Source organism: Paenibacillus sp. 203 (assembly GCF_037027525.1).
Taxonomy (GTDB): Bacteria; Bacillota; Bacilli; order Paenibacillales; family Paenibacillaceae; genus Paenibacillus; species Paenibacillus polymyxa_B.
Genome location: NZ_JAXCHD010000015.1, coordinates 23,664 through 44,460, shown reverse-complemented (window position 1 = coordinate 44,460; position 20,797 = coordinate 23,664). Strand labels below are relative to the sequence as shown.

General features: G+C 45.1%; 37 protein-coding genes and 1 pseudogene. 34 read left to right on the top strand and 4 right to left on the bottom strand.

The features are described 5' to 3' along the window. Window positions 1-15: 15 nt before the first annotated feature. Both WA407_RS23735 and WA407_RS23730 read right to left on the bottom strand, forming a co-directional pair. Window positions 16-894, bottom strand: coding sequence for an ImmA/IrrE family metallo-endopeptidase (locus tag WA407_RS23735; RefSeq protein ID WP_336078562.1), 879 nt, complete (start codon window positions 892-894; stop codon window positions 16-18). 255 nt (window positions 895-1,149) lie between these two features. Next, window positions 1,150-1,386, bottom strand: a pseudogene (locus WA407_RS23730) (helix-turn-helix domain-containing protein); the annotation flags it as partial. A 204-nt stretch (window positions 1,387-1,590) separates the two neighbouring features. Between WA407_RS23730 and WA407_RS23725 the strand changes: the two are divergent. The 23 genes from WA407_RS23725 to WA407_RS23615 all read left to right on the top strand — a co-directional run bounded on the left by WA407_RS23725 (window position 1,591) and on the right by WA407_RS23615 (window position 12,311). Then, window positions 1,591-1,848 carry a hypothetical protein gene (locus WA407_RS23725; RefSeq protein ID WP_023990550.1) on the top strand — a complete coding sequence of 86 codons (258 nt, stop codon included), beginning with the start codon at window positions 1,591-1,593 and terminating at the stop codon, window positions 1,846-1,848. Next, window positions 1,824-2,159: a DUF771 domain-containing protein gene (locus tag WA407_RS23720; protein ID WP_279836121.1), complete on the top strand. Its 336-nt coding sequence runs from the start codon at window positions 1,824-1,826 to the stop codon at window positions 2,157-2,159. The genes WA407_RS23725 and WA407_RS23720 overlap by 25 nt, the downstream gene beginning before the upstream one ends. Then, window positions 2,156-2,911 carry a Rha family transcriptional regulator gene (locus tag WA407_RS23715; protein ID WP_336078561.1) on the top strand — a complete coding sequence of 252 codons (756 nt, stop codon included), beginning with the start codon at window positions 2,156-2,158 and terminating at the stop codon, window positions 2,909-2,911. Before WA407_RS23720 ends, WA407_RS23715 begins: the two co-directional genes overlap by 4 nt. A 17-nt stretch (window positions 2,912-2,928) precedes the next feature. Then, the gene (locus tag WA407_RS23710; protein WP_336078560.1) at window positions 2,929-3,084 is read left to right on the top strand and encodes a hypothetical protein; all 156 of its coding nucleotides are present in this window, start codon (window positions 2,929-2,931) and stop codon (window positions 3,082-3,084) included. A gap of 15 nt (window positions 3,085-3,099) precedes the next feature. Then, window positions 3,100-3,441, top strand: a complete 342-nt coding sequence (locus tag WA407_RS23705) for a hypothetical protein (protein WP_336078559.1) — start codon at window positions 3,100-3,102, stop codon at window positions 3,439-3,441. A 99-nt stretch (window positions 3,442-3,540) separates the two neighbouring features. Continuing rightward, complete coding sequence (locus tag WA407_RS23700; protein WP_336078558.1) at window positions 3,541-3,942, top strand: hypothetical protein; 402 nt, start codon at window positions 3,541-3,543, stop codon at window positions 3,940-3,942. Next, window positions 3,939-4,361, top strand: coding sequence for a hypothetical protein (locus tag WA407_RS23695; protein ID WP_336078557.1), 423 nt, complete (start codon window positions 3,939-3,941; stop codon window positions 4,359-4,361). Before WA407_RS23700 ends, WA407_RS23695 begins: the two co-directional genes overlap by 4 nt. Before the next feature lie 33 nt (window positions 4,362-4,394). Further along, window positions 4,395-5,387 (top strand): hypothetical protein, encoded by a 993-nt coding sequence (locus WA407_RS23690; protein WP_336078556.1) that lies wholly within the window; start codon window positions 4,395-4,397, stop codon window positions 5,385-5,387. Then, window positions 5,384-5,584: a hypothetical protein gene (locus tag WA407_RS23685; RefSeq protein WP_336078555.1), complete on the top strand. Its 201-nt coding sequence runs from the start codon at window positions 5,384-5,386 to the stop codon at window positions 5,582-5,584. The genes WA407_RS23690 and WA407_RS23685 overlap by 4 nt, the downstream gene beginning before the upstream one ends. Further along, the gene (locus WA407_RS23680; protein WP_336078554.1) at window positions 5,517-5,804 is read left to right on the top strand and encodes a helix-turn-helix domain containing protein; all 288 of its coding nucleotides are present in this window, start codon (window positions 5,517-5,519) and stop codon (window positions 5,802-5,804) included. Before WA407_RS23685 ends, WA407_RS23680 begins: the two co-directional genes overlap by 68 nt. Beyond that, entirely contained in the window at window positions 5,801-6,322 is a 522-nt protein-coding gene (locus tag WA407_RS23675; protein ID WP_336078553.1) for a Holliday junction resolvase RecU, read from the top strand. The genes WA407_RS23680 and WA407_RS23675 overlap by 4 nt, the downstream gene beginning before the upstream one ends. Window positions 6,323-6,408: 86 nt before the next feature. Continuing rightward, window positions 6,409-6,816 (top strand): replication terminator protein, encoded by a 408-nt coding sequence (locus WA407_RS23670; RefSeq protein WP_336078552.1) that lies wholly within the window; start codon window positions 6,409-6,411, stop codon window positions 6,814-6,816. Between the two features lie 30 nt (window positions 6,817-6,846). Further along, window positions 6,847-7,554 (top strand): hypothetical protein, encoded by a 708-nt coding sequence (locus WA407_RS23665; RefSeq protein WP_336078551.1) that lies wholly within the window; start codon window positions 6,847-6,849, stop codon window positions 7,552-7,554. A 51-nt stretch (window positions 7,555-7,605) separates the two neighbouring features. Next, window positions 7,606-7,899, top strand: coding sequence for a hypothetical protein (locus WA407_RS23660; protein ID WP_336078550.1), 294 nt, complete (start codon window positions 7,606-7,608; stop codon window positions 7,897-7,899). Beyond that, window positions 7,896-8,117 (top strand): hypothetical protein, encoded by a 222-nt coding sequence (locus WA407_RS23655; RefSeq protein ID WP_336078549.1) that lies wholly within the window; start codon window positions 7,896-7,898, stop codon window positions 8,115-8,117. Before WA407_RS23660 ends, WA407_RS23655 begins: the two co-directional genes overlap by 4 nt. Before the next feature lie 53 nt (window positions 8,118-8,170). Further along, the gene (locus WA407_RS23650) at window positions 8,171-9,589 is read left to right on the top strand and encodes a DNA cytosine methyltransferase (protein WP_336078548.1); all 1,419 of its coding nucleotides are present in this window, start codon (window positions 8,171-8,173) and stop codon (window positions 9,587-9,589) included. Window positions 9,590-9,635: 46 nt separating this feature from the next. Continuing rightward, the gene (locus WA407_RS23645) at window positions 9,636-9,863 is read left to right on the top strand and encodes a DUF7167 family protein (protein ID WP_336078547.1); all 228 of its coding nucleotides are present in this window, start codon (window positions 9,636-9,638) and stop codon (window positions 9,861-9,863) included. Further along, window positions 9,856-10,221, top strand: a complete 366-nt coding sequence (locus tag WA407_RS23640; protein WP_336078546.1) for a hypothetical protein — start codon at window positions 9,856-9,858, stop codon at window positions 10,219-10,221. Before WA407_RS23645 ends, WA407_RS23640 begins: the two co-directional genes overlap by 8 nt. 127 nt (window positions 10,222-10,348) lie before the next feature. Next, window positions 10,349-10,825: a hypothetical protein gene (locus WA407_RS23635; RefSeq protein WP_336078545.1), complete on the top strand. Its 477-nt coding sequence runs from the start codon at window positions 10,349-10,351 to the stop codon at window positions 10,823-10,825. Window positions 10,826-10,874: 49 nt separating this feature from the next. Continuing rightward, complete coding sequence (locus tag WA407_RS23630; RefSeq protein ID WP_336078544.1) at window positions 10,875-11,033, top strand: hypothetical protein; 159 nt, start codon at window positions 10,875-10,877, stop codon at window positions 11,031-11,033. A 2-nt stretch (window positions 11,034-11,035) separates the two neighbouring features. After that, window positions 11,036-11,314 (top strand): hypothetical protein, encoded by a 279-nt coding sequence (locus tag WA407_RS23625; RefSeq protein ID WP_336078543.1) that lies wholly within the window; start codon window positions 11,036-11,038, stop codon window positions 11,312-11,314. 89 nt (window positions 11,315-11,403) lie between these two features. Continuing rightward, on the top strand, window positions 11,404-11,946 hold the full coding sequence (locus WA407_RS23620) for a sigma factor-like helix-turn-helix DNA-binding protein (RefSeq protein ID WP_336078542.1): 543 nt from the start codon (window positions 11,404-11,406) through the stop codon (window positions 11,944-11,946). A 107-nt stretch (window positions 11,947-12,053) separates the two neighbouring features. After that, window positions 12,054-12,311, top strand: a complete 258-nt coding sequence (locus WA407_RS23615; protein WP_336078541.1) for a hypothetical protein — start codon at window positions 12,054-12,056, stop codon at window positions 12,309-12,311. A gap of 73 nt (window positions 12,312-12,384) precedes the next feature. On the opposite strand, the gene WA407_RS23610 is transcribed toward WA407_RS23615, so the two are convergent. Together WA407_RS23610 and WA407_RS23605 are read right to left on the bottom strand one after the other, a co-directional pair. Further along, window positions 12,385-12,792: a type II toxin-antitoxin system HicB family antitoxin gene (locus WA407_RS23610; RefSeq protein WP_336078540.1), complete on the bottom strand. Its 408-nt coding sequence runs from the start codon at window positions 12,790-12,792 to the stop codon at window positions 12,385-12,387. A 180-nt stretch (window positions 12,793-12,972) separates the two neighbouring features. Then, the gene (locus WA407_RS23605; RefSeq protein ID WP_019686665.1) at window positions 12,973-13,188 is read right to left on the bottom strand and encodes a type II toxin-antitoxin system HicA family toxin; all 216 of its coding nucleotides are present in this window, start codon (window positions 13,186-13,188) and stop codon (window positions 12,973-12,975) included. A 100-nt stretch (window positions 13,189-13,288) separates the two neighbouring features. On the opposite strand from WA407_RS23605, the gene WA407_RS23600 reads away from it, so the two are divergent. The 11 genes from WA407_RS23600 to WA407_RS23550 all read left to right on the top strand — a co-directional run bounded on the left by WA407_RS23600 (window position 13,289) and on the right by WA407_RS23550 (window position 20,796). Next, the gene (locus WA407_RS23600; protein WP_336078539.1) at window positions 13,289-13,618 is read left to right on the top strand and encodes an HNH endonuclease; all 330 of its coding nucleotides are present in this window, start codon (window positions 13,289-13,291) and stop codon (window positions 13,616-13,618) included. Between the two features lie 165 nt (window positions 13,619-13,783). Next, the gene (locus WA407_RS23595) at window positions 13,784-14,134 is read left to right on the top strand and encodes a P27 family phage terminase small subunit (RefSeq protein ID WP_025364415.1); all 351 of its coding nucleotides are present in this window, start codon (window positions 13,784-13,786) and stop codon (window positions 14,132-14,134) included. Next, window positions 14,131-15,858: a terminase large subunit gene (locus WA407_RS23590; protein WP_336078538.1), complete on the top strand. Its 1,728-nt coding sequence runs from the start codon at window positions 14,131-14,133 to the stop codon at window positions 15,856-15,858. The genes WA407_RS23595 and WA407_RS23590 overlap by 4 nt, the downstream gene beginning before the upstream one ends. Continuing rightward, window positions 15,845-17,062, top strand: a complete 1,218-nt coding sequence (locus tag WA407_RS23585; RefSeq protein ID WP_442952056.1) for a phage portal protein — start codon at window positions 15,845-15,847, stop codon at window positions 17,060-17,062. The genes WA407_RS23590 and WA407_RS23585 overlap by 14 nt, the downstream gene beginning before the upstream one ends. Further along, the gene (locus WA407_RS23580; protein WP_442952054.1) at window positions 17,055-17,630 is read left to right on the top strand and encodes an HK97 family phage prohead protease; all 576 of its coding nucleotides are present in this window, start codon (window positions 17,055-17,057) and stop codon (window positions 17,628-17,630) included. The genes WA407_RS23585 and WA407_RS23580 overlap by 8 nt, the downstream gene beginning before the upstream one ends. Window positions 17,631-17,647: 17 nt before the next feature. Further along, the gene (locus tag WA407_RS23575; RefSeq protein ID WP_336078535.1) at window positions 17,648-18,940 is read left to right on the top strand and encodes a phage major capsid protein; all 1,293 of its coding nucleotides are present in this window, start codon (window positions 17,648-17,650) and stop codon (window positions 18,938-18,940) included. Continuing rightward, complete coding sequence (locus WA407_RS23570; protein WP_336078534.1) at window positions 18,937-19,494, top strand: head fiber protein; 558 nt, start codon at window positions 18,937-18,939, stop codon at window positions 19,492-19,494. The genes WA407_RS23575 and WA407_RS23570 overlap by 4 nt, the downstream gene beginning before the upstream one ends. Before the next feature lies 1 nt (window position 19,495). Then, entirely contained in the window at window positions 19,496-19,771 is a 276-nt protein-coding gene (locus WA407_RS23565; RefSeq protein ID WP_336078533.1) for a hypothetical protein, read from the top strand. Beyond that, on the top strand, window positions 19,768-20,079 hold the full coding sequence (locus WA407_RS23560; protein ID WP_336078532.1) for a phage head closure protein: 312 nt from the start codon (window positions 19,768-19,770) through the stop codon (window positions 20,077-20,079). The genes WA407_RS23565 and WA407_RS23560 overlap by 4 nt, the downstream gene beginning before the upstream one ends. Next, entirely contained in the window at window positions 20,072-20,461 is a 390-nt protein-coding gene (locus WA407_RS23555; RefSeq protein ID WP_336078531.1) for an HK97 gp10 family phage protein, read from the top strand. The genes WA407_RS23560 and WA407_RS23555 overlap by 8 nt, the downstream gene beginning before the upstream one ends. Further along, window positions 20,461-20,796, top strand: coding sequence for a hypothetical protein (locus WA407_RS23550; protein WP_336078530.1), 336 nt, complete (start codon window positions 20,461-20,463; stop codon window positions 20,794-20,796). Before WA407_RS23555 ends, WA407_RS23550 begins: the two co-directional genes overlap by 1 nt. Window position 20,797 lies beyond the last annotated feature (1 nt).

Here is a 20,797-nt window from a genome sequence, read left to right as displayed (position 1 = left end):
ACATTCCTCCAAGAATCAATAAATTCTACCTCGATTTATAACTTCTTCTAAGTCCTTCATTTGCAATAGTAAAGTTTTAGCACCTGTGCCGTATCTGCGACTTATTCGGCCTAGCATGAGCTTTATATTTCCAGGTTCGAAATAAACAATGTCATGCTGGAGAATTTTCACCCCTTCAAAGTGCAATAATTCATCAATTTCGATCTGCTTAAAAGGACCATCCAAAGGTATTGGAAGTTCTCTTTTTTGAGTTAACGTAATTTCATCTAGATGGAATACCAATTGGGACGGACCCTCATAAGTAAAAGATGGATCGTAATAGGCATAAATTGTTGGTTCACAAATCTGTGGTATTTTTTTAGACATCACCCCTTTCGCAGTATTAGTTTGCTGTTCAATATTTGTCCGTATTTGCCCTTCATAATTCCTTCTCATGATTTGATTCAATCTTTTTCTAGCCAGATAAATAGGGACCTCGAATATATCAGATAGATATAAAAGGGCATCGTTGTATAAGGCTGGGAGCTTGAATCTAGACAGCATAAAAAAAGGCATTGAAGCATAAAGGACGAATTGATCGGCATCGGCTTCTTGGAGTTCTACAAATGCTTTAGGCATAATCATTTGATTGCCTGAGTGCCTAAGCAAATGGCTGACTTCGTGAAGAAACTCAATACGTTGTTCCTTCAAGGGCAAGCGATTATCCAAAAGTACGCTGCGTAATCCCGCTGCTGATTCATACGCCTTGCTTTTTTGTGAAGATGGATAAATCCATATATTCAAAGCAGCAGTAATTTTTTCGATGGTTATATGTTGAGGTTCAGTAATACCATTCTTTAAATACATATTTTCTATAGAGTGTTCCAAGTATGTAGCTTCATAATGAGATATCATGGCAATTCTCCTGTAAACAAGAATATATGTTCGTATGTATGGGTAGGAGGAGACAGCCCGCTGGCTGAAACCGCGATTAATGGTATGAAATAATTATTCTCCTTGGCGATCTTTGGGCTTACGGTTTTTTTCTGTTTCCTGAATGAATTTCCAAAATTGCATTAACTCCCGTTTTCGTTCCTCTGGCGCTTCTAAATAATCCTTGAAAAATATCCCGTGTTCAGGATTCTTAATAAATGCCTCAAATTCAGCTATTTCAGCTGCTTCCAAGGCTGAAATTTCTTCCTTACCTGACGCAAGTCTCTCAAGTTCATCTATTGTAATTCCGAGTCCCTTCGTAACCTTTAAAACATTATCAATTGCAGCTCCACCTACACCACGAGTTAACATTGACTGAAGCGTGGTTGATGGAATCCCTACTGACTCTGCGAAAGCTCGTCTACTGTATCCTTTTTCTTCGATCAATCGTGATATCACTTTGGCTCTTTCCACGTTAACCCTAACCCCCACGTTTCTTTATTGTACGATATTTCGTACATGACTATATATTACATTAAGACAATAATGTTGTAAATGAATTTTGTACGAAATTTAGTATGAAATTCATTTTGCCCACTTGACCATGAACGAAATATCGTTTATAGTTCAAAACAAGACGAACGAAATATCGTTCATGAGGAAGGGGGGCAGGCGATGCTGTACAGAAATCTTCGCTCAGAAATGAAAAAAAAAGGAGTAACAATTTCAGATATCTCTCGCGATCTAAAAATGAGACGAGGAACAGTGAGCGATAAAGTACATGGCAGATTCAGATTTTACTATGATGAGGCTCAAATGATTAAAAATAAGTTTTTCCCAGAATGCGAAATTGAATATCTGTTTTCAACAGAAATTGATTTCAAATCTAAAGTAGTAAAGGAGGAGGTAGAATGGTATCCCCAAATTTCAAAATAGTCATTGATCCTGAGTTTATTCGGGATCTAGCAGAAAAAGAGATAAAAAAATCGCTTGAGGGGTTTGGAAATGGATCTTGGTGGGATATGAAGCGATTAGAATTAGAAACCTGTCGCAAACGTGACTGGCTGTTGGAAAACATCTTACTTAATCCTAATTATAAAAGTGAAATGTCAGTTATCACCAATGGCTGTGATGGTGGACGTTGGATGATTCGAGGGCCAGAAATGAGTGCTTTCTTAGATAAGCACTTTCATTATTTGAATTGTCCTTCTCATAGAGGTGTCAGCAATAAAGGGGGAATAGCATGACTCAGTTGGTATTTATACACGAAGGACAAGCTGTCACAGATAGTTTGACCGTTGCTAAGGTGTTCGGAAAAGACCATGACCATGTAATGAGAGATATTCGCCAGCAGCTTAACAAGCTTCAAGAGGCTGGGGAAGCTGAATGGGGTGTCTCCAACTTTGGGGAAACCCAGTATCAACATCATCAAAACAGACAATGGTACCCGAAATTCGATATGACAGAAGATGCTTTTGCTATTGTGGCAATGTCATATACGACTCCAGAAGCCATGAAAATGAAAGTTAAGTTTCTGGCAGAGTTTAAGCGTATGCGACAGCAGCTACAGGCAGCAGCCGTAGACACATCCCAACTAAGTCCTATTCTCCAGCTATTAATTCAACAGGAGCAACAGCAACAGGCAATCATTGAGCGTCAGGATGCGACAGACAAACGTGTTGCTGTAATACAGGAAACAATCTTGCAGCGTGACGACGATTGGAGAGACAAGCTAAACGGGATGCTTAATGGAGCTGCTAGACGGTCAGGCGGAGTATTTCGGGATTTGCGGACGCGTAGTTATGAAATGCTGGAGAGTCGGGCTAAATGCGACCTTAACCGCCGTTTGCGTAATCTGAGGGATAGGCTTCAAGAGACTGGGGCCACCAAAACCAAGATAGCAGAGGCAAACCGATTGGACGTAATAGAAGCCGATCCGAAGTTAAAAGAGATTTACACCACAATTATTAAGGAATTGTCCATCGGGACATTAACCTGAAAGGAGTGATGATGTATATGGAATACGCAAAACAACGTCTTGACGAACTTGAAAATATGTACGATCTGCTGGCTAATAATCCAAGCTGGGTACATCCAAAAGTTTCTCAATGTGCTTTTGGATGGATGCTTAAAGAGATTTTGGACTTACGCGCCGTGCTAGGTATCGTCTGAGGGAGGGTGAACACATTGGAAATACGCTTAATACCAGTAATCGACGCTTCGGGCTTACGCAGCTACCGAGAAGCTACGGGAGAAACGTACTTCGAGGCCGTGCAAAACATAAACAGTTTGCTGAATAACGGTGACCATCTGGATACGGATTTATTGGAATTGTCTGGACAGGAAATTTGGCTTCTGGAGAAGCAGGGTGAATGTATTCGCATAAGGAAGCAGATTGGAGAAATAAACAACAAAAAGGTTGAGGCTATAGCAACGAACCGTAACCCACGGCAGTATTTGAACCAAATTAACGGCCTGAGCGCCCAACTATGGCGATTAGAGAGGGAAATAAAAAAAGCCTGTCCATAATGGACAGACCCATAATCGTGCTACCAACACGATTGTATTAATAAACAATTACCGGAATTATAACACACATTTATTTTTTTGAAAATAGGAGTCTCACGCATGGATATAAAGGAGATCAAGCAGTACATCCAAGACATACAGCGGCTTCGGGACGCGGCAGAGTCGTTCAACGACGATTCTCCGGGGGCATTGGTGCGAAAGGTTGAAATGCTGACCCAGGCACATACGTTAATGGGTCGAGTATCCGCCTATATGAGTGGTAGGCATATGCAGACTTACAACCTGAGAAAGAGGGTGTATGCCGAAACCATGCGAGATACAACCGAGAGAAACAAGAAGGTTGCGGCAGAACTGGCTGTGTTAGAAATACGGGATACCGAAGCGGAAGACTTCGAGCGGATGCATTTATGGAAGAACGAGTTTAAGTCTTTGGCTGAACACCTGTATGAACTGCGCTTGAGGCTCCGTGTAGATATGCATATAGGAGGTGGGAGCGCATGATTTTACCATGCAATCCGTATAGCAAAAAACAGCAGACCAGCAGCAAGCGGGTCAAGAAGAAGCGGGGGAACCACACAGCCATTACGTACGCTGTTCGTGAGGAAGTAGATCGGCGGGCGGCAGAGCATACCGGATATGTGATATGTGAGCGCTGTGGCGTTTCCCGGCCTGCGCTGTGGTTTGAGAAAGCGCATTTGGTGAATGCCAGCCAGTACGGTAGCGGGTCGGAGCCTTGGAACATTGCTAACCTGTGCGGCCCCCGTACAGAAACGGGCACCTGTCACCAGTGGTCAGACGATACAGCTGCAGGCCGGGAATGGAAGCTCCGAAAGAGGGACGAGCTTATCGAGTATTATTTCCGTGGACATGGGAAAGACGTCTGGAAGACGTCCGCCGGATATCCTACGGACGTCCAATAAATAACCGCGCTGTCGGGAGGGAGGTCGCCAAAATTGGCATGGATAGAGAGCCATCAGGGCACAGACAGACACCCCAAAACCCGCAAATTGTGCCGTAAGCTGGGAATCTCAACCCCGGCAGCGGTCGGACACTTGCACATGTTTTGGTGGTGGGCAATGGACTTTGCCCAGGATGGTGACATAAGCAGATATGGTCCCGATGATATTGCGGATGCAATAGAGTGGGAAGGCGATTCAGAGCAACTTTATAGTGCTTTGGTCGAGGCAGGTTTTATTGATGAAACCGAGACGGGGCGCGAGATACACGACTGGTATGCTTATGCTGGTCGGCTGATAGAAACACGGAAAAAAGATGCAGACAGGAAGCGGAGGGACCGCGAAAAGAGGAAGGCTGCTGCTGACTTATCCGCAGGATGTCCGCCGGACATACCCCGGACGGATGAAGGACAGCGGTCGGAGTCCACACGTGACCTTAACCTTAACCCTAACCATAACCAATATAAAGATAAAGATTATTGTCCCGAACCGCCTCCGGCTGGTCAGGACGATCCGCCTCCTTCGGGAAAAGGGAAGAAGCCTGATAAATACGATCCAGACAACACCTATTACAAAATGGCTGTGTACTTCAAGGGTAAGGTGGACGTAATGGCAAAGGGCGAAGGTATTGAGCATCTAACAGCCCGTAGCAATATGCAGACTTGGGCAGATGATTTCCGTAAGCTTGTGGAGCTGGACAAGCAGTCTGATACCCGACTTATACAGGACGTAATGGATTGGGTGGTCAAGGACAATTTTTGGTGCAGGAATGTGTTAAGTGCAGAGAGCTTCCGCAAGCAGTTCGGGAAGCTGGTATTGGCAATGCGTAAACCGGACCGTCAGCCCCGGTCTGCTGGTAGGAGCGATAAGCAGTCTATAGATATTGTTAAACCGCCAGAGGGCGATGCCGAAGTTTCACAGGCCGAGGTGGACGAGCTTATGCGGCTTGCTGAACGTATGGAAGCAGGCAAAGGGGGCCACCAGAATTGACACCAACTGCATATATGGCAAAACAGTCTGTTCCCCGGCTACGCGAATTGTTAAATGACGAACGATTGGATTATGACATTCGGGCATATGCCGAAGTGGAGTTATTAAGGCGGATCGGAGGTGCCGGGCTTGGGAAAAAGGATATACACGCCAGAAGATTGGGACAAGCGTCTGGAGCAACAGGGGAAACAGACTAGAAAGATTTATGTTGCGTGCGAGGAAATGAATTTTATTTGGTCCGCTGATGATCTGGCGAATTTCCGTGACATGTGGCGGCAGGGGTATAGCGTGGAAGAGATTCAGAGATTTTTCAATCGGGAAAGCTGGCAGGAAGTAATACTTATTGTGCTGGACCAGCTCCGTGCAGGAAACATAAAAATGCGGCCGGGAGAGCTGCTTGAAGGAGTGAAGGCATGATCATATATGGGAACAGGGGAATGGGCTTTGAAAACCTGATTGAGTTTTCCAACCAGCGGTACGAGCATCTTAATGTGGCGGTGATCAATAAACGTCCTACGCCAGTTAAAGTTACCAAGAGTAAGGGGAGCAAGGTACTTGCTGGATATTTTGAAAAGGCGTCAACGGTGGACTATGACGGATCATACCGGGGCCGGGCAATAGCGTTTGAAGCCAAGTCTATTAAAACACTATCTTCCTTCCCGCTGAAAAACCTAGAAGAACACCAATACGAATATTTGGAGAGTAGCCACCGGATCGGACAAGCAATAAGCTTCCTACTCATTGAGTTTACTTCTTTTCGAGAAACGTACTTGCTTCCGTTCCAATCGCTTTCATTTTTCTGGAGAGAGTATAAGGGTACGGGGCCTAAGTCCATAAGCAAAGACGACCTGAATATTTACGGTTACTTGGTCCCAACAGGGCGGGTGCCAGTTGATTACCTCAAAGCAGTAGACAAAGTATGGTTTGTTGATTAGGCCCCGGTATGGACAGAGGCCGCAGCCCTCCACAGCCGTTAAACCAAACATATGTACTTATTTATTAATAATTTGGAGGTATTTACATGATTAATCGTGTTGAATTAAGCAAGCTGGTACAGGGTGGTTTACAAGAAAAATTTAATAAAGAGTGGGATCGTGTCATGAAAAATATTGATGATCCTAATACATCCGCAACGGCTGCACGCAGCATCACAATAACGGTGAATCTTAAACCGGACGCAAAACGGAAAACCATTAATTCCACTGTTGCCACCAAGTCAACCATAGCGCCAGATAACCCATTGGATACAACATTTATCCTTGGTACCGACAACGCTGGGAATGTGGTGGCGAAGGAATTGATTTTTGGAGAAGAGGATCAGTCGTTTTTTGATAACGAGGGTACTGTCCGTACTGGTACTGGAGAAGAGGTCGACCCGGAGACAGGGGAATTAAAGTCCAGTACGGGCAATGTAGTTAACTTTAAATAATATAAAACCAAAAATTAGGAGGAATTACAAATGATTAAAGAAGCAATGCAGTATATCGCGGGTTTGGCAAACAAGGAAATTAAAGAGGTTGGCGGACAAATGTTTTCCACCGGGTCGTTGGAAGAGATTCAAGAGCCTACATCTACAGCTTTGAAGGTTCGCAGTCTGTCAGCACTCGTTGACTACCTCACTAAGAACTATGACAAGCTGGATCCTGTCATGATCCATGTCGTATCTGAAACGGAGGTCCAAGTCGTTAGCACCTTCAACCGGGACAAGCGCCGTAATGTGCTGCTGCAAGCGTCTGCTCTGCTTCCGTCAATCTCATTTGAACGATTTATGGATGTTGAGAACTTCAATATTCTACTTCAATCCTGCTTTGTGGCTACAGAGGACAGTAAAGCTATTTTGAAACTTGTAGGGAACATTCAAGAGGAAACGGTCAGTTCGGTAACTGATGATGGCATATCACAGCAAGTGGTAGCTAAAAACGGTGTAGCTAATGTCGAAAAGGTAAGGGTTCCGAATCCGGTTTCTTTGAAGCCATTCCGTACATTTATCGACATTGCACAGCCTGAATGCAGTTTTGTCTTCCGTATGAAGTCCGGCCCGTCTGCCGCTCTGTTCGAAGCTGATGGGGGGGCGTGGAAGCTCCAAGCTATGGCGAGTATCAAGGAACATTTGAATACTAAGCTGGCGAAGGAAATTGAATCCGGTTTTGTAACCATTATAGCTTAATACATCCTTGGGGCGGCTAAGGCTGCCCCTCTACCAAGGGAGATATCACATATGCCGAATGCAAACGGTTGGCTTTCGAGAGACGAGGTAAAACAAATCAATGTTCCCGTGCTGGTACCGGACAAGGACGCACAGCGGGGCAAATGGCATAATGGACTGCCTCCGGCTGGAGGGTTATTGCTTACGCGAACGAGCTGCGTAACCATGAATTGTCCGGTAGGGGAAAACGAAACGCCTGTAGCATACATGTACAATCCAAAGCATCGATCCGAATACCGATATGCCCCCTTTTACTTCCGCACTAAAGAGCAACTAAATCAACTTAATAGTGAGGGAACGGTATGACTCAGTTGGAATTTAACTTTTATTCTGCTGAGGTTGTACGGGAAACAACGGATTTGCGAAAAGGGATGGATGGGCATCTATTGAACGGGTGTTTTTACGAACGCAGCACGGGCAGTTTTGTATCTTATGTGCTGGGAAGACGACACCACGTATTTAATGTGGAGGTTCTTACAAAGGAATGGATGGAAAAGACCAAGCGGGAACGTTGGATCGAATAGACCGCCCCCAAGGGCAGAGAGGACAGGCCCAGGGGATAAGAAGGAGGGACAGCATGCAGGAAATCATAGTAGACAATTTTGCAGGAGGTGGCGGGGCCAGCACGGGAATTGAGTTGGCGACTGGAAAGTCGGTGGATATAGCAATCAACCACGATCCTGCTGCTATAGCAATGCATGAGGTTAATCATCCCGAAACTGTCCATTATCAGGAAGATGTGTGGGCGGTAGATCCTCGTGAAGCGTGCGCTGGTCGTCCCGTGGCATTGGCTTGGTTTAGCCCTTCCTGCACACACCACAGTAACGCAGCTGCGGGAAAACCAAAAAATAAGCAGTTGCGGGGGCAGGCGTGGCTTGCGGTTCGGTGGGCTGCAACTGTTAGACCAAGGGTCATGATACTGGAAAATGTTAAAGAATTTCAGACATGGGGGCCTCTACTGGAAAATGGGCAGCCTGATCCAAAGCGAAAGGCGCTGAGCTACAACACTTTTGTTAATGCAATGAAACGGCAGGGATACAAAGTCGAAACCAAGATTTTAAAGGCTTGTGATTATGGAGCGCCGACAGGCCGTGAAAGGTTTTTCATGGAAATGCGGTCTGATGGAAAACCGATAGTGTGGCCTGAGCCTACTCATGGAGACCCTAACAGCCCAGAGGTGCTTAATGGACAGCTTAAACCTTGGCGTACAGCAGCAGAAATAATTGACTGGTCATTACCTTGCCCTTCTATTTTTTCTCGGAAGAAGCCTTTGGCGGATAAGACCCTGCGTCGAATAGCAAGAGGAATCCAAAAGTTCATAGTTGAGAATGAAAAACCTTTTATTGCTCCTAATCATTCGGAAATCGGGAACCTGGGTGATAAGTCGAATATGGTTGCGGCCTTTATATCTAAATACTATGGAGAGGTTTCTCCTACAGATGCACGGGGTCATAGAATAGACGAACCACTACACACCATTACTACAGCAAACCGTTTCGCTCTTATTACAAGTCATTTGGTCAAACTTAGAGGCAATAACACGGGGAGTGCAGTAACCGACCCAGTGCCCACAATAACAGCCGGCGGGACACATATCGGGGAAGTAAGATCCTTCCTTATCAAGTATTACGGGGTTGGTGTCGGTCAGGATTTGACTGAGCCACTACACACAATACCGACAAAAGACAGGTTTGGTCTTGTAATCGTTAAAGGGGAGCCATACCAGATTGCAGACATTGGCATGCGAATGCTACAACCGCATGAACTCTTTGCAGCTCAGGGCTTCCCTGACAACTACGTAATAGATGTAGACGCGGCCGGAAAGAAGTATTCCAAGTCTGCCCAGGTAGCACGCTGCGGCAATGCTGTACCGCCTCCATTTGCTGAGGCGCTTGTACGGGCCAATCTACCGGAGCTTTGTACAGGATCAGGTAATAGATTGGTACTTGAGAGATACGCAGAGCAGGAGCCGGGCCAGCTTGCTTTCAGTATTTAGATCAAGGGGGATACACCCCCTACTACCTATAAGGAGATGAATATAAATGCTAGTTGAATGGAAAATTTCTATCGGCTATCCCGGTGCATGTAGAGAGGGGGCAGTCGAGATTGACGACGAGGATGTAGAAGGTAAGAGCAGGGAAGAAATCGACCGAATGATAAACGAAGCTATATGGGAGGATGCCTCACAGTATGTGGATTCCTACCCTACCAATACGGCTGAAATCGAAGAGGCTATTAAAAGGCTGACTGGAGGCGGTAAAGGTGAGTGAAGTAATCAAGCGTGACCAATACGGATACAAGATATACCCTCTGTTAGACGGATCGGAAGTGCTATGGGCGGAAGAGGAAAGAGTTTTGTTTCACCGTGCTAGTCCCGAAAGTATGCCGTTAACGACTGATGCGGACGGAGTTTTTGAAGACCTGCTTGCCCTGGTAGACTCACTCCAGCAGCAGCTTGCAGAGAGGGACCGGACAATAGCTAAGCTTCATGAGGTGCTTACATTTTACTGGAAACCTGAAAAATACTTAGCAGATGAATTCTACGAAGACGGCCATCCTAAAAGTTGCGTAATCACAAGAGACCGGGGCAAAAAGGCTGAAGAAGTACTGAAACCATATGAAATGTAAGGTAGGGAGCAACCACCAATAAAATACACTCTAATTCCTCATTTGAAATAGGTGTTCTTTATCAAATGGATGTGTTAACATTTGAATTAAACAATCTAAATCAAATGGAGAGGGATGTTTATTGATAATGGAGGCTAATTCTCGAGAAGAACTCATCAAACGACTTAAAGATACTCAAATGGAAGTGGAAAGACTACTTTTTGTGATTAAGCAGAATTCAACGCAAGGTCGCGATTATTTTATTGAGGCAGGGAATCATCTTGCTGATATGTTATTCGACATACGTACAAATAAAGATGTAAAGATTAATTCACTGCGTTCAAAAGCTACTGACTTATTAAAGAAAAAAGATAAGTTTTTTAAAGACTACGCTGTTTTTTGTGCTGATCCAATAGGATTCACCAAAAGGCGTGAGGAAGATGCGGCAAAGGTTGAAAAAAGAGGGGGGGCCCGAAAAGGAGCAGGACGTAAATCTCTTGGCATAAAGAAATCCGTAACAATAACCTTGCCACAAGAGCGATGGGATGCAATAGATGATTTGATAGAGAACGGTAAATTCAAAAGCTACCCTGATTATTTCCGGCACTTGGACAGTAAGGATTAAACGAATACAGGGTGTAGGACCTACACCCACTAAGGGAGGATATATAGATATGGCAAAAGGAACCTTTATGTATGATTTGAAGCTAAATGAAAATGACAATGTTCCAGCGGTCATACAGCTTCCGGGACAAATGATTGAGTTTGAAATAACAGAGAGGGACTTAAACAGAATGTTGCATCTTTATTTCATGAAGCGGATGGAGGGATGATATTGCCTAAATTCAACAAGCTTGTTAAAATGCCAGGTCCTCCGAAGATAGACATTGAGCAAATACGGAAGGAATTTGAAGGCGGTAAGGTTTCATACTGGAAGAGCGTAGCGGGGATGCTGATTGAAGAGATAGACCGGATGAAGATTATCATGCAGGAGTCTTCTTCTGCTTTAACCGACACAATTAGGAAGTCAGACGAACTTATAGAGGATCATAAGCAGACAGCACGTATGTGGCATGATAAATACATGGAGCTGCTAAAAAAACATGAAGGATGAACACAACAAAGCCCCCGCAACCTTGTCAGGGAGCACGGGGGCCTGTTACTTCATTTCTCAATCCCATTATATCACAAGGGGGAATGAGGATGCTTGCAAATGAGGATAAGCCCATGAAACAACAAATGGAACCTATAGATTTAGGAGCAGCGACACCCCTCAACTATCGCAAGGCAAGGAATATAGCAAAGCGAATATATGAAGAAGCAACTGCTGCTGAAAAGGAAGTTATCTCCGATATGATCAGAGATTGTGAATTTGTGGAGGAATGGCTAGTAACTGGGAGAAGACCGGGAAATAAGCGAGGGGTTGAAAGGCTGGCTGCCTACCAGCGTGAGCGGCCTGTAGACCCATTGAGGATGCAGGCATATGTACAAAAAAATCACGCAGGTAGTCCGGCTAATTTATCTGATTGGCAGCTATTCCAAATAGAGGACGCACTATCTACACTCAGTCCACGCGAGCGCGAATGCTACACTATGGCACATGGACAATGTTTTAGCCGGAGTCAGATTGCTGAGTATTTGGGTATTACTAAGGATAGTGTTACCGAATATGTGGAGAGGGCACAGAAAAAAGTTTCACAGGCAGTCTCAGAAAGCTTATTTTTGTCCCCCAACTGCCACCTATAGGTAGAAACTATTTTGTGATTGTCACTGATAGTTTTAAAACATAAGCAGACATAAGGGCGCAGGGTAATCGCGTCCTTTTTGTTATGCACACATAGGAGGAAAATAATATGTCTGTAAAACCACGTTTCGCATTTCTCAGTTCTGACGGCATCCTTCACTTGCACGATGAGGAGCACGCAGCACAGCACGGCAAGCATGTACAAACTTCGCTGACTGACGATGAAAGCGGCTTTCCGATCGTAGAAGGTCAGGGTGTTGTCTATTATGCCCAAGAAGACAAAGCCTACATTAACGGCAACAAGTCGGACGGTAAACTCATTGCAACACCGCTAGTGCTCAAGCAGCTTGCAGCAGAGTTATTGTAGTAACTTTCCAGGATAAGATACAGAAAAAGGCGCCCGCAATGGACGCCTTAATTCATTTTATTTCACTCTTTAGTTACTTTTGCTTAATGCCCAAAGCATCTTTTACGGAGCTTTGAAGCAGCTGGGAGAAATTCAAACCAGCATCCTTCCCGGCATCACGAAGCCATTGAGGGGCAGTGCAATTGATGGTCACAGATTTATTCATTGCTGCATCCCGGTAAGGAGGCAAGAAAACTTCAACGTATACAATCCGGTCACTGGCATCGTTTAACTCAATGCTGGCCGGATCAGACGGTGATGGAATTGCCATATTATTATCTTCAAGTTCCAGTATGCGATCAACTAACATGCTTTTAGCGTCAACAACAGCCGTTGGAATATCAGGGGCAAGAACGGCCGTTCCGGGAATATCCGGGAAGTACAGTCCTACACCATCATCTGCTTTTTCAATAACAGCAGGATAAACATAGGTGTTTTTCAATTTATCTCACTCCTTTTGTTTTTGAGACATATGTCTCAATTATAAAACTAAATTTTTTTGAACCATATGGTTCAAGTATAGACTAAATTTTTTTGAAGCATATGCTTCAAAAATTGGTGTATAGAATTCACCTGCTTATGAGCCTTACTGGAGGTAAGCGTTTAGGGAGAAGCGCAGGGGTTAAAAGATAACCCCTGTTGTCTTCTCGATGCTCTTGAGTGTACCAATCGGTATGGTGGCTCCTTCATTATGGAAACTGATATCCGCATAGCGTGTTGGATCATCTTTATGTTTCCACCGCTTATGACTACCGCCGCCAGTGTGTGAAGGTGAAGGCCTAAACCCTTCTCTTCTCAACCGTTTGACTAACTCTCTTACTGTTATTTGTTTCGGCATCGCTTACCTCCTTTCTATACTCTTATTATAACACGTGTTATCATGCGCGTCAATATATTATGCGCATTATTATGCGTATTAATTTGAAGGAGATAGAAGCATGACCAACCCATTCTATAAATCAAAACGTTGGAAGCGAAAGCGTGCTGCTATCCTGCGGCGTGATAAATACATGTGCCAAGAAAGCAAAAGGTTTGGAAAATCTGAATCGGCTGTCACGGTACATCACATCTATCCGCTGGAGCATTACCCAGAGCTTGCGTTAAAGGATTGGAACTTAGTATCACTATCGGATAAGCAACACAACGCAATGCATGATAGACAATCACATGAACTTACAGAGCTAGGCAAAGCATGGCAGGCAAGGGTAAGGGAACATTTCGAAAGAGAGCAAGGTAATTCATTTTCTCTAAGCGGACTGAGCAAATAAATTTAAAATTATTTTTTTGGAAATATTTTTTTTAGAAAGCCCCCCCTTTTTATTTTTTTAAAAAATTTTATCTGGGGACCGGGCAGGGGAGCCTTTTCCAATAGAGCGGGGTCCCAAAAACTTTTTTTGGCCTAAAAATATACAGTAAATGGGAGGTGAAGGCATGTGGCGAAGTCACCAACAAAGGAGACGATCAAGCGGGCAACTGTTGCGGATATGAAAGCACTTGGTATTCATAAACCGCAGTACAATAGGATAATTGACATTTATGCGGAACTGGTTTTTCAGTACAACACGCTGACTAAAGAGTTCGAGGAAGGTGGTTACCAGTATGAGGTAAGTACCGATCAGGGAGGCGCAAAAAAAAGCCCGATTCTTGCATCTCTTGAAACGTTGCGTAAGGATATTTTGGCATACTCCGACCGCCTCTGTCTGAATCCGAAGTCCCTTGAGACTGTAACGGTTGAAAAGAAAGGGAAATCCGCTCTTGCGGCTGCATTAAGTGAGCTTTCATGAACCAATTTAAGAATTATGATTTGGTCATGGAGTATGCCAACAGCATCATTGAGGGTAGAAAGATTGCGGGGAAAGAGATTGTTCAGGGCTGTGAACGATTCATGCGCGATTTGGAAAATCCGGAATACACATTTGACCCTAAAGACGCTGAATTTGTCATTGGGATCATAGAAAAGACGTTTGTCCATGATGTGGGGGAACGATTAGACGGCACTCCATTAAGTGGAGAGCCTTTTTTATTGGAACCGTGGCAAAAGTTTATTATCTACAATCTGCTAGGGTTCTATCATAGGGGCAGCATCCTGCGAAGGTACAAAGAAGCCTTTATTTTCATTCCTCGTAAAAACGGAAAGACGCGGTTTGTGGCAGCATTGTCTTGGGCGCTGGCATTACTGAATCGACGTTCCGGTTCAAAGATTTACATTGTCGGCGCTGCGCTTGAGCAGTCGTTACAAAGTTTCAATTTTATTAATTACAATCTAGACAAAATGGGCGAAAAGGAAAATTTCCGAGTTCTGGACAATAACCAAGAGCATAGCATAAGCGGCGACTTAGGCGATGGTACTCTGTACATCAAGGCATTAGCCGCTAACCCGGATAAGCAGGATTCTTTAATCTGTAATATCGCCATTGCTGACGAGCTACACGCTTACACCAAGCCTAAGCAATATAACATCATCAAAGAAGCCATGAAGCCGTATTCCAACAAGTTAATGATTGGTATTACTACTGCGGGCGATAACATGACAACTTTCTGCTATCAGCGGTTGCAGCTTTGCAAAAAAATACTGGATCAAACGGTACAGGATGAAACTTACTTTGTATTTATTGCTAAGGCGGACGAGGACCCGGATACAGGTGAGGTTGATTACACTGACCCGGTGCAACATGAAAAAGCGAATCCGAATTATGGCATAACCATTCGTCCAGATGACATCCTTAATGATGCTCTGCAAGCCCAAAATGATCCACAGCAACGTAAAGACTTCTTTTCCAAGTCGTTGAACGTGTACACTGCCGCAATGCGGGCTTACTTCAATTTGGACGAATTTAAAGCGTCTGACCGTAAATATAAATGGACACTTGAGGAATTGGCGAAGCTTCCTATTGACTGGTATGGCGGGGCTGATTTGTCTAAGCTGCATGACCTGACAGCATCGGCACTATATGGCAGCTATGGGGAAATAGATATTGTGGTTTCACATGCTTGGTTCCCAGTGGTAGCCGCAGCCAAGAAAGCGGAGGAAGACAACATTCCGCTATTTGGCTGGAAGGAAGATGGCTGGCTGGATATGTGCAATAGTCCTGTAGTCAATTACGCAGATATTGTGAACTGGTTTGTCAAAATGAAGAAGATGGGCTTCAAGATTAAACAGGTGGGTTTTGACCGGAAATTCAGTCGAGAGTTTTATTTGAACATGAAGCGGTCTGGTTTTTCCATGATTGACGAGCCTCAATATTTCTGGCGTAAATCTCAGGGGTTCAGACGTATTGAACAAAAAACGAAGGAAGGAAAATTTTATTACCTTCATTCGCAGGCATATGAATACTGTGTGCAGAACGTTAGCGCTATAGAAAAGACGGATGACATGATTCAATATGAAAAGGTGAACCCTCAGCAGCGCATAGATATATTCGATGCGTCTGTTTTTGCATGTGTAAGAAAGCTTGAAAATATGGAAAAGTCCACGAGTGCTTCAAAGTGGCTTAATGGAGGTGGGTGATTTGGGGCTTAGAGACTGGATGCGCAAGAAACGTGACACACGGGCTGCACCGGAAAATAGTATTGGTTATTTCCTAACACAGGATGCATATGACACGCTTTGTGTACCTGGTTATACAAGGCTTTCCGATAATCCCGAAGTAAAGATGGCTGTTCATAAGATTGCTGACTTGATCAGCAGCATGACAATTCACCTGATGCAGAATACTGCTGATGGAGATATCCGCGTTAAGAATGAGCTTTCTCGCAAGCTGGACGTTAATCCTTACAGCCTCATGACGCGTAAGGCATGGATATACAACATTGTTCAAAACCTACTGCTTTCGGGCGAGGGGAATAGTGTGGTATATCCCAAAATGTCAAATGGTTTGATAGCCGATTTAATCCCACTCAAACCGTCCAGCGTCAGCTTTATGGAGACATTGGACGCATATCAAATTTTGTATAAAGGAAATACTTATCAGCATGATGAGGTACTTCACTTTATCATAAACCCCGATCCTGAACGGCCATGGAAAGGGCAGGGGTACCGGGCTGTACTCAAGGATATTATTCATAATCTCAAGCAGGCTACGGCGACCAAGAAGGGGTTTATGTCCGGTAAGTATATGCCCTCACTCATTATTAAGGTTGACGCGAATACGGCGGAACTGAGCAGCGAGGAAGGGCGAGAAAAAGTATTTGATATGTACTTGAAACGGTCTGAGGCAGGACAGCCGTGGATCATTCCAGCGGAAATGATTGATGTGGAGCAGGTCAAACCCCTGAGCCTGAACGATTTGGCAATAAACGATTCAGTACAATTGGATAAACGGACAGTGGCGGGCCTCTTCGGAGTGCCGGCTTTTTTTGTTGGGGTTGGCGACTTCAAAAAAGATGAATATAACAGCTTCATCAATACGACGATTCTGCCGATGGCTACCGGACTTGTCCAAGAATTGACCCGCAAACTGCTTTACAGCCCGGATTTATATTTCAAGTTTAATCCCCGGAGCCTTTACGCCTATGACCTCAAGGAGCTGGCAGATGTCGGAAGCAATCTTTTTGTTCGTAGTCTCATGTTGGGGAACGAGGTCCGGGATTGGATCGGCTTATCGCCGCTGGAGGGGCTGAACGAACGTATCATTCTTGAAAATTATATCCCCGCTGGCATGATTGGGGATCAGAAAAAATTAAACCAGGGGGGAGGTGAGGATGATGGATAGGAGCCAGAAGGTTGTACGCAGCCTGCACACGGAGTTAAAGACCCGATCTGAACAGGATGGACAGGACATGTTCATTGAAGGCTATTTTGCTGTGTTCAATCGTCAAACGGAGCTGTGGCCCGGAGCATTTGAAGAGTTGGCCCCTGAAGCTTTTAATACCACGCTGGGGAACGACGTACGGGCGCTCATTAACCATGACACCACATTGGTACTTGGCAGGAATAAATCTGGCACGCTGGAGCTTAAAGCCGATTCTCACGGCTTGTGGGGGCGTGTGAAGGTGAATCCGAACGATAGTGACGCAGTGAACATGTATGAACGCGTGAAGCGCGGAGACGTGGACCAGTGTTCCTTCGGCTTCAACATTTTAAAAGAGGATACGGATTGGAGCGAAGATGGAACGGTTAAATGGACCATTCGAGAAGTTGACCTTCACGAAGTTTCTGTTTGTACCTTTCCAGCTTATGCAGATACGGGCGTTCAAGCTCGAAAATCAGAGGTTGAGCAGCACCGTTCGCGGCAGTTGCAGCAACGAAAACACCAATTGAGAGAGAGGCTGAAAAAATAATGGCACTTAGACAAATTATGCTGGCAAAAAAGATTCAGCAGCGTAAAGCTGCTCTTGAAGAACTACTGGGGCAAGAACGCAGCTTGCAAACGAGATCCGATGAGTTGGAATCCGCAATTGAGGAAGCCGCCACCGACGAAGAAATTGCAGCTGTAGAAGAAAGTGTTACGGAGCTGGAGCAGGAGAAGACGGGGATTACTGAGCAGAAAGGTGTATTGGAAGGCGAGATTGCAGCACTTGAAGGTGAATTGGAACAACTCAACAGCCAAGCACCTGATAATACCCCGAACTCTGTACCAGCTCCAGCACCATCCGAAAGAAACCATACACAAACAGGAGGCGAAACAAGAATGAGAGGCAACAAATACGAAACACGGGCGCAAACCCTTGAAAGATTGAACCAACCTGAGGTACGTGATTTTTATTCCGCACTGGCTACGGCTGTGAAAGAAAATCGTGCACTCACAGGAGCAGATGCAACGATTCCTACCGTTGTTATTGACATGATCCGCACGCGAATTGGTGATTTTAGCCGCCTTTACAAAGAGGTTGAAGTAGTTCCGCTGAATGGTGATGCACGTGTTATTTTAGACGGTGCCATTCCTGAGGCGATTTGGATTGAAATGTGTGATCCTGTTCAAGAGCTGGCAGATGCCTTCACACAAACTGAACTGGATGGCTTTAAAGTGGGGGGCTTTATTCCTCTGTGTAACGCCATTTTAGAGGACAGCATGATTGATTTGGCGAATTTTGTCGAACGCCGTTTGGCAATGGCAATTGGTAAGGCGTTGGACAAGGCTATTTTGATTGGTACAGGCCCGACAGCAAAACAGCCGCTTGGGGTGGTAACGGCATTGAAAGATGATACAAGCCGCAATGTTACCGTAGATAAATCTATTGAAAGTATTGTCACTCAATTGGCTCTAATTGACGACGGAGAAGACGGAGCGCCGATTGAAGAAGTCATTGCTGTTATGCGTCGATCCACTTATTACAAGCACATTGTACCGCAAACGCTTGTAAGAACAGCAGACGGAAGAGTGGTTGTTCAAACTGTCACCAATCCAATGTTGCCCGATGGCACACGTATTGTATTTTCACAATATGCCCCGGCTGAAACAATTGTCTTGGGCGATTTTAAGAAGTATTTGTTGGCAGAACGTGCAGGCGTCAAAATTGAAAGCTCTAAAGAAGTACGCTTTATTCAGGACCAAACGGTATTCAAGGGTACTGGACGATATGACGGCAAACCAGTTTATAAAGAATACTTTGCAGTGCTCACAATTACGGCGGGGGGTGCTCAGGGATGAGCAAGTTTACAGCGGTAGTGACTGAGGATGTGGCAGCAAACAGACTCCTATCTAAAACGGTAGGAACTGAAGGTATCATGTTGGCGGCAACTACAGCAGGCGGTACGCCTGACTTTCGTTCAACTGGTACGTTGAAAAAGGGTGATGTGATCACCGTAATCATTAACAATAGCCCCACTTGGTTAGTGGAAGCTGGTGAGGACATCGCGGCCGGGGCAACAGTGGCGGCAGGCGCTGGCGGTGTAGTTGTAGCATCAGAAACGGGATTTGGGTACGTAGCTAAAGAAGTAAAAACTGGCGAATTGGCTTCTGTGATTCGCTCTACTACCGGAGGCGGCGCAGGGCAACCAGGGCCAAAGGGTGACAAAGGAGCAACAGGCCCAGCGGGACCAACCGGGCCAGCAGGACCCAAGGGCGATAAAGGCGATACTGGAGCAACGGGCGCAGCCGGGGCAAAAGGTGACAAGGGCGATAAAGGTGATCCGGGCGAGGTCACAAAGGTCCAGTATGACGCTCTAGCGGCCCGCGTAACGGCTCTAGAAGCCAAGGGTTGATATGGATGCCACCACAATCGTTAACCTTGTAAAAGAACGGCTGGGCATTCGTACAACGGTGCGTGACAGTTATCTGGAGTCTATTACAAAATCAGTCATTACCGAACTGGAAGATGAAAAAGGGCTTGCACTTGATGCGGAGAACTTCAATCATCTTCTTTTTTGTGCTGATTATGCTACATGGCGGTATCAGTCCCGGGATGAATCCGGGGCTATGCCGCGTCATCTCCAATTCAGATTACACAATCTAATTCTTCATAACCGGAGGTTACCATGAGTTGGGATTATGAGCTTACGCTAATCAGGCCCGGTGAAATTACACAGGACGATATAGGCAATCAGATTCCCGGTGATCCAGTAGAGACGATCGTGTTGTGTAAACTCCAATCTGTGGGACGTACTGAGTTTTACAATGCAGCGGTTGCAGGGCTACGACCTGAAATGGTGTTTGTTATTCATGGCTATGAGTACAACTATGAACAGTCTGTCCGTTTTGATGGCGTGCTGTACAGGGTGATTCGTACCTATTCAACTGGCTTTGAAGAACTGGAACTAACGTGTGAGAGGGTGGCGGCAGATGGCTAGAGACATTGACATTGATCAGCTTGTTTCCGAAATCACCCGCGCCGTACAGGAATACACCGATGATGTAGAAAAAGGAATTGACCAGCATTTGGATGAAGTAGCCGAAAAGGTACGACAGGAAGCGGAGACAAGCGCACCTAAGCATACCGGGAAGTACGCCAAGGGGTTCAAGGTTTCCGATCAGAGCAAGGGGACGCTTAAGCGGTTGGTAGTATGGAACAAAAAGCATTCCCGCCGTGTGCATTTGCTGGAATTTGGACACGCCAAGCGCGGAGGTGGGCGGGTAAGGGCTTATCCTCACTTGCGGCCTGCTTATGAACACCACGCGGCACATCTTGCGGATGATATCAAGCGCATCATTCGTAACGGAGGTAATGGGTAGTGGAACAATCAGAGTTATTTGTCGAACTTAAATCACTGGGAATGCCAGTAACGTATAGTCATTTTACAGTGACAGAAAAAAATCCTGCCCCGGCCCCACCGTTCATAACATTTCAGTTTGCGTACAGCTCTGACATGATAGCAGACAATCAAAACTATGTAGAAATTGGCAACTATCAGGTGGAGTTGTATACCACTAAAAAGGATTTAGCTACTGAAAAGAAAGTCCAAGATAAGCTGAAGGAGTTGGGCTTACCTTATTCAAAGCTGGAAAGCTGGCTGGATGATGAAAAGCTGTATCAAATTTTATATGAAATTCAATTAATTGGAGGGTAAT

What these genes read in the sequence shown, in the direction of transcription:
- WA407_RS23735 (WP_336078562.1), bottom strand. Translation starts at nt 894, where the DNA reads ATGATATCTCATTATGAAGCTACATACTTGGAACACTCTATAGAAAAT.
- WA407_RS23720 (WP_279836121.1), top strand. Translation starts at nt 1,824, where the DNA reads ATGGTATCCCCAAATTTCAAAATAGTCATTGATCCTGAGTTTATTCGG.
- WA407_RS23715 (WP_336078561.1), top strand. Translation starts at nt 2,156, where the DNA reads ATGACTCAGTTGGTATTTATACACGAAGGACAAGCTGTCACAGATAGT.
- WA407_RS23710 (WP_336078560.1), top strand. Translation starts at nt 2,929, where the DNA reads ATGGAATACGCAAAACAACGTCTTGACGAACTTGAAAATATGTACGAT.
- WA407_RS23700 (WP_336078558.1), top strand. Translation starts at nt 3,541, where the DNA reads ATGGATATAAAGGAGATCAAGCAGTACATCCAAGACATACAGCGGCTT.
- WA407_RS23695 (WP_336078557.1), top strand. Translation starts at nt 3,939, where the DNA reads ATGATTTTACCATGCAATCCGTATAGCAAAAAACAGCAGACCAGCAGC.
- WA407_RS23675 (WP_336078553.1), top strand. Translation starts at nt 5,801, where the DNA reads ATGATCATATATGGGAACAGGGGAATGGGCTTTGAAAACCTGATTGAG.
- WA407_RS23670 (WP_336078552.1), top strand. Translation starts at nt 6,409, where the DNA reads ATGATTAATCGTGTTGAATTAAGCAAGCTGGTACAGGGTGGTTTACAA.
- WA407_RS23665 (WP_336078551.1), top strand. Translation starts at nt 6,847, where the DNA reads ATGATTAAAGAAGCAATGCAGTATATCGCGGGTTTGGCAAACAAGGAA.
- WA407_RS23660 (WP_336078550.1), top strand. Translation starts at nt 7,606, where the DNA reads ATGCCGAATGCAAACGGTTGGCTTTCGAGAGACGAGGTAAAACAAATC.
- WA407_RS23655 (WP_336078549.1), top strand. Translation starts at nt 7,896, where the DNA reads ATGACTCAGTTGGAATTTAACTTTTATTCTGCTGAGGTTGTACGGGAA.
- WA407_RS23650 (WP_336078548.1), top strand. Translation starts at nt 8,171, where the DNA reads ATGCAGGAAATCATAGTAGACAATTTTGCAGGAGGTGGCGGGGCCAGC.
- WA407_RS23645 (WP_336078547.1), top strand. Translation starts at nt 9,636, where the DNA reads ATGCTAGTTGAATGGAAAATTTCTATCGGCTATCCCGGTGCATGTAGA.
- WA407_RS23635 (WP_336078545.1), top strand. Translation starts at nt 10,349, where the DNA reads ATGGAGGCTAATTCTCGAGAAGAACTCATCAAACGACTTAAAGATACT.
- WA407_RS23630 (WP_336078544.1), top strand. Translation starts at nt 10,875, where the DNA reads ATGGCAAAAGGAACCTTTATGTATGATTTGAAGCTAAATGAAAATGAC.
- WA407_RS23620 (WP_336078542.1), top strand. Translation starts at nt 11,404, where the DNA reads ATGCTTGCAAATGAGGATAAGCCCATGAAACAACAAATGGAACCTATA.
- WA407_RS23615 (WP_336078541.1), top strand. Translation starts at nt 12,054, where the DNA reads ATGTCTGTAAAACCACGTTTCGCATTTCTCAGTTCTGACGGCATCCTT.
- WA407_RS23605 (WP_019686665.1), bottom strand. Translation starts at nt 13,188, where the DNA reads ATGCCGAAACAAATAACAGTAAGAGAGTTAGTCAAACGGTTGAGAAGA.
- WA407_RS23600 (WP_336078539.1), top strand. Translation starts at nt 13,289, where the DNA reads ATGACCAACCCATTCTATAAATCAAAACGTTGGAAGCGAAAGCGTGCT.
- WA407_RS23590 (WP_336078538.1), top strand. Translation starts at nt 14,131, where the DNA reads ATGAACCAATTTAAGAATTATGATTTGGTCATGGAGTATGCCAACAGC.
- WA407_RS23585 (WP_442952056.1), top strand. Translation starts at nt 15,845, where the DNA reads ATGGAGGTGGGTGATTTGGGGCTTAGAGACTGGATGCGCAAGAAACGT.
- WA407_RS23580 (WP_442952054.1), top strand. Translation starts at nt 17,055, where the DNA reads ATGGATAGGAGCCAGAAGGTTGTACGCAGCCTGCACACGGAGTTAAAG.
- WA407_RS23575 (WP_336078535.1), top strand. Translation starts at nt 17,648, where the DNA reads ATGCTGGCAAAAAAGATTCAGCAGCGTAAAGCTGCTCTTGAAGAACTA.
- WA407_RS23570 (WP_336078534.1), top strand. Translation starts at nt 18,937, where the DNA reads ATGAGCAAGTTTACAGCGGTAGTGACTGAGGATGTGGCAGCAAACAGA.
- WA407_RS23565 (WP_336078533.1), top strand. Translation starts at nt 19,496, where the DNA reads ATGGATGCCACCACAATCGTTAACCTTGTAAAAGAACGGCTGGGCATT.
- WA407_RS23560 (WP_336078532.1), top strand. Translation starts at nt 19,768, where the DNA reads ATGAGTTGGGATTATGAGCTTACGCTAATCAGGCCCGGTGAAATTACA.
- WA407_RS23555 (WP_336078531.1), top strand. Translation starts at nt 20,072, where the DNA reads ATGGCTAGAGACATTGACATTGATCAGCTTGTTTCCGAAATCACCCGC.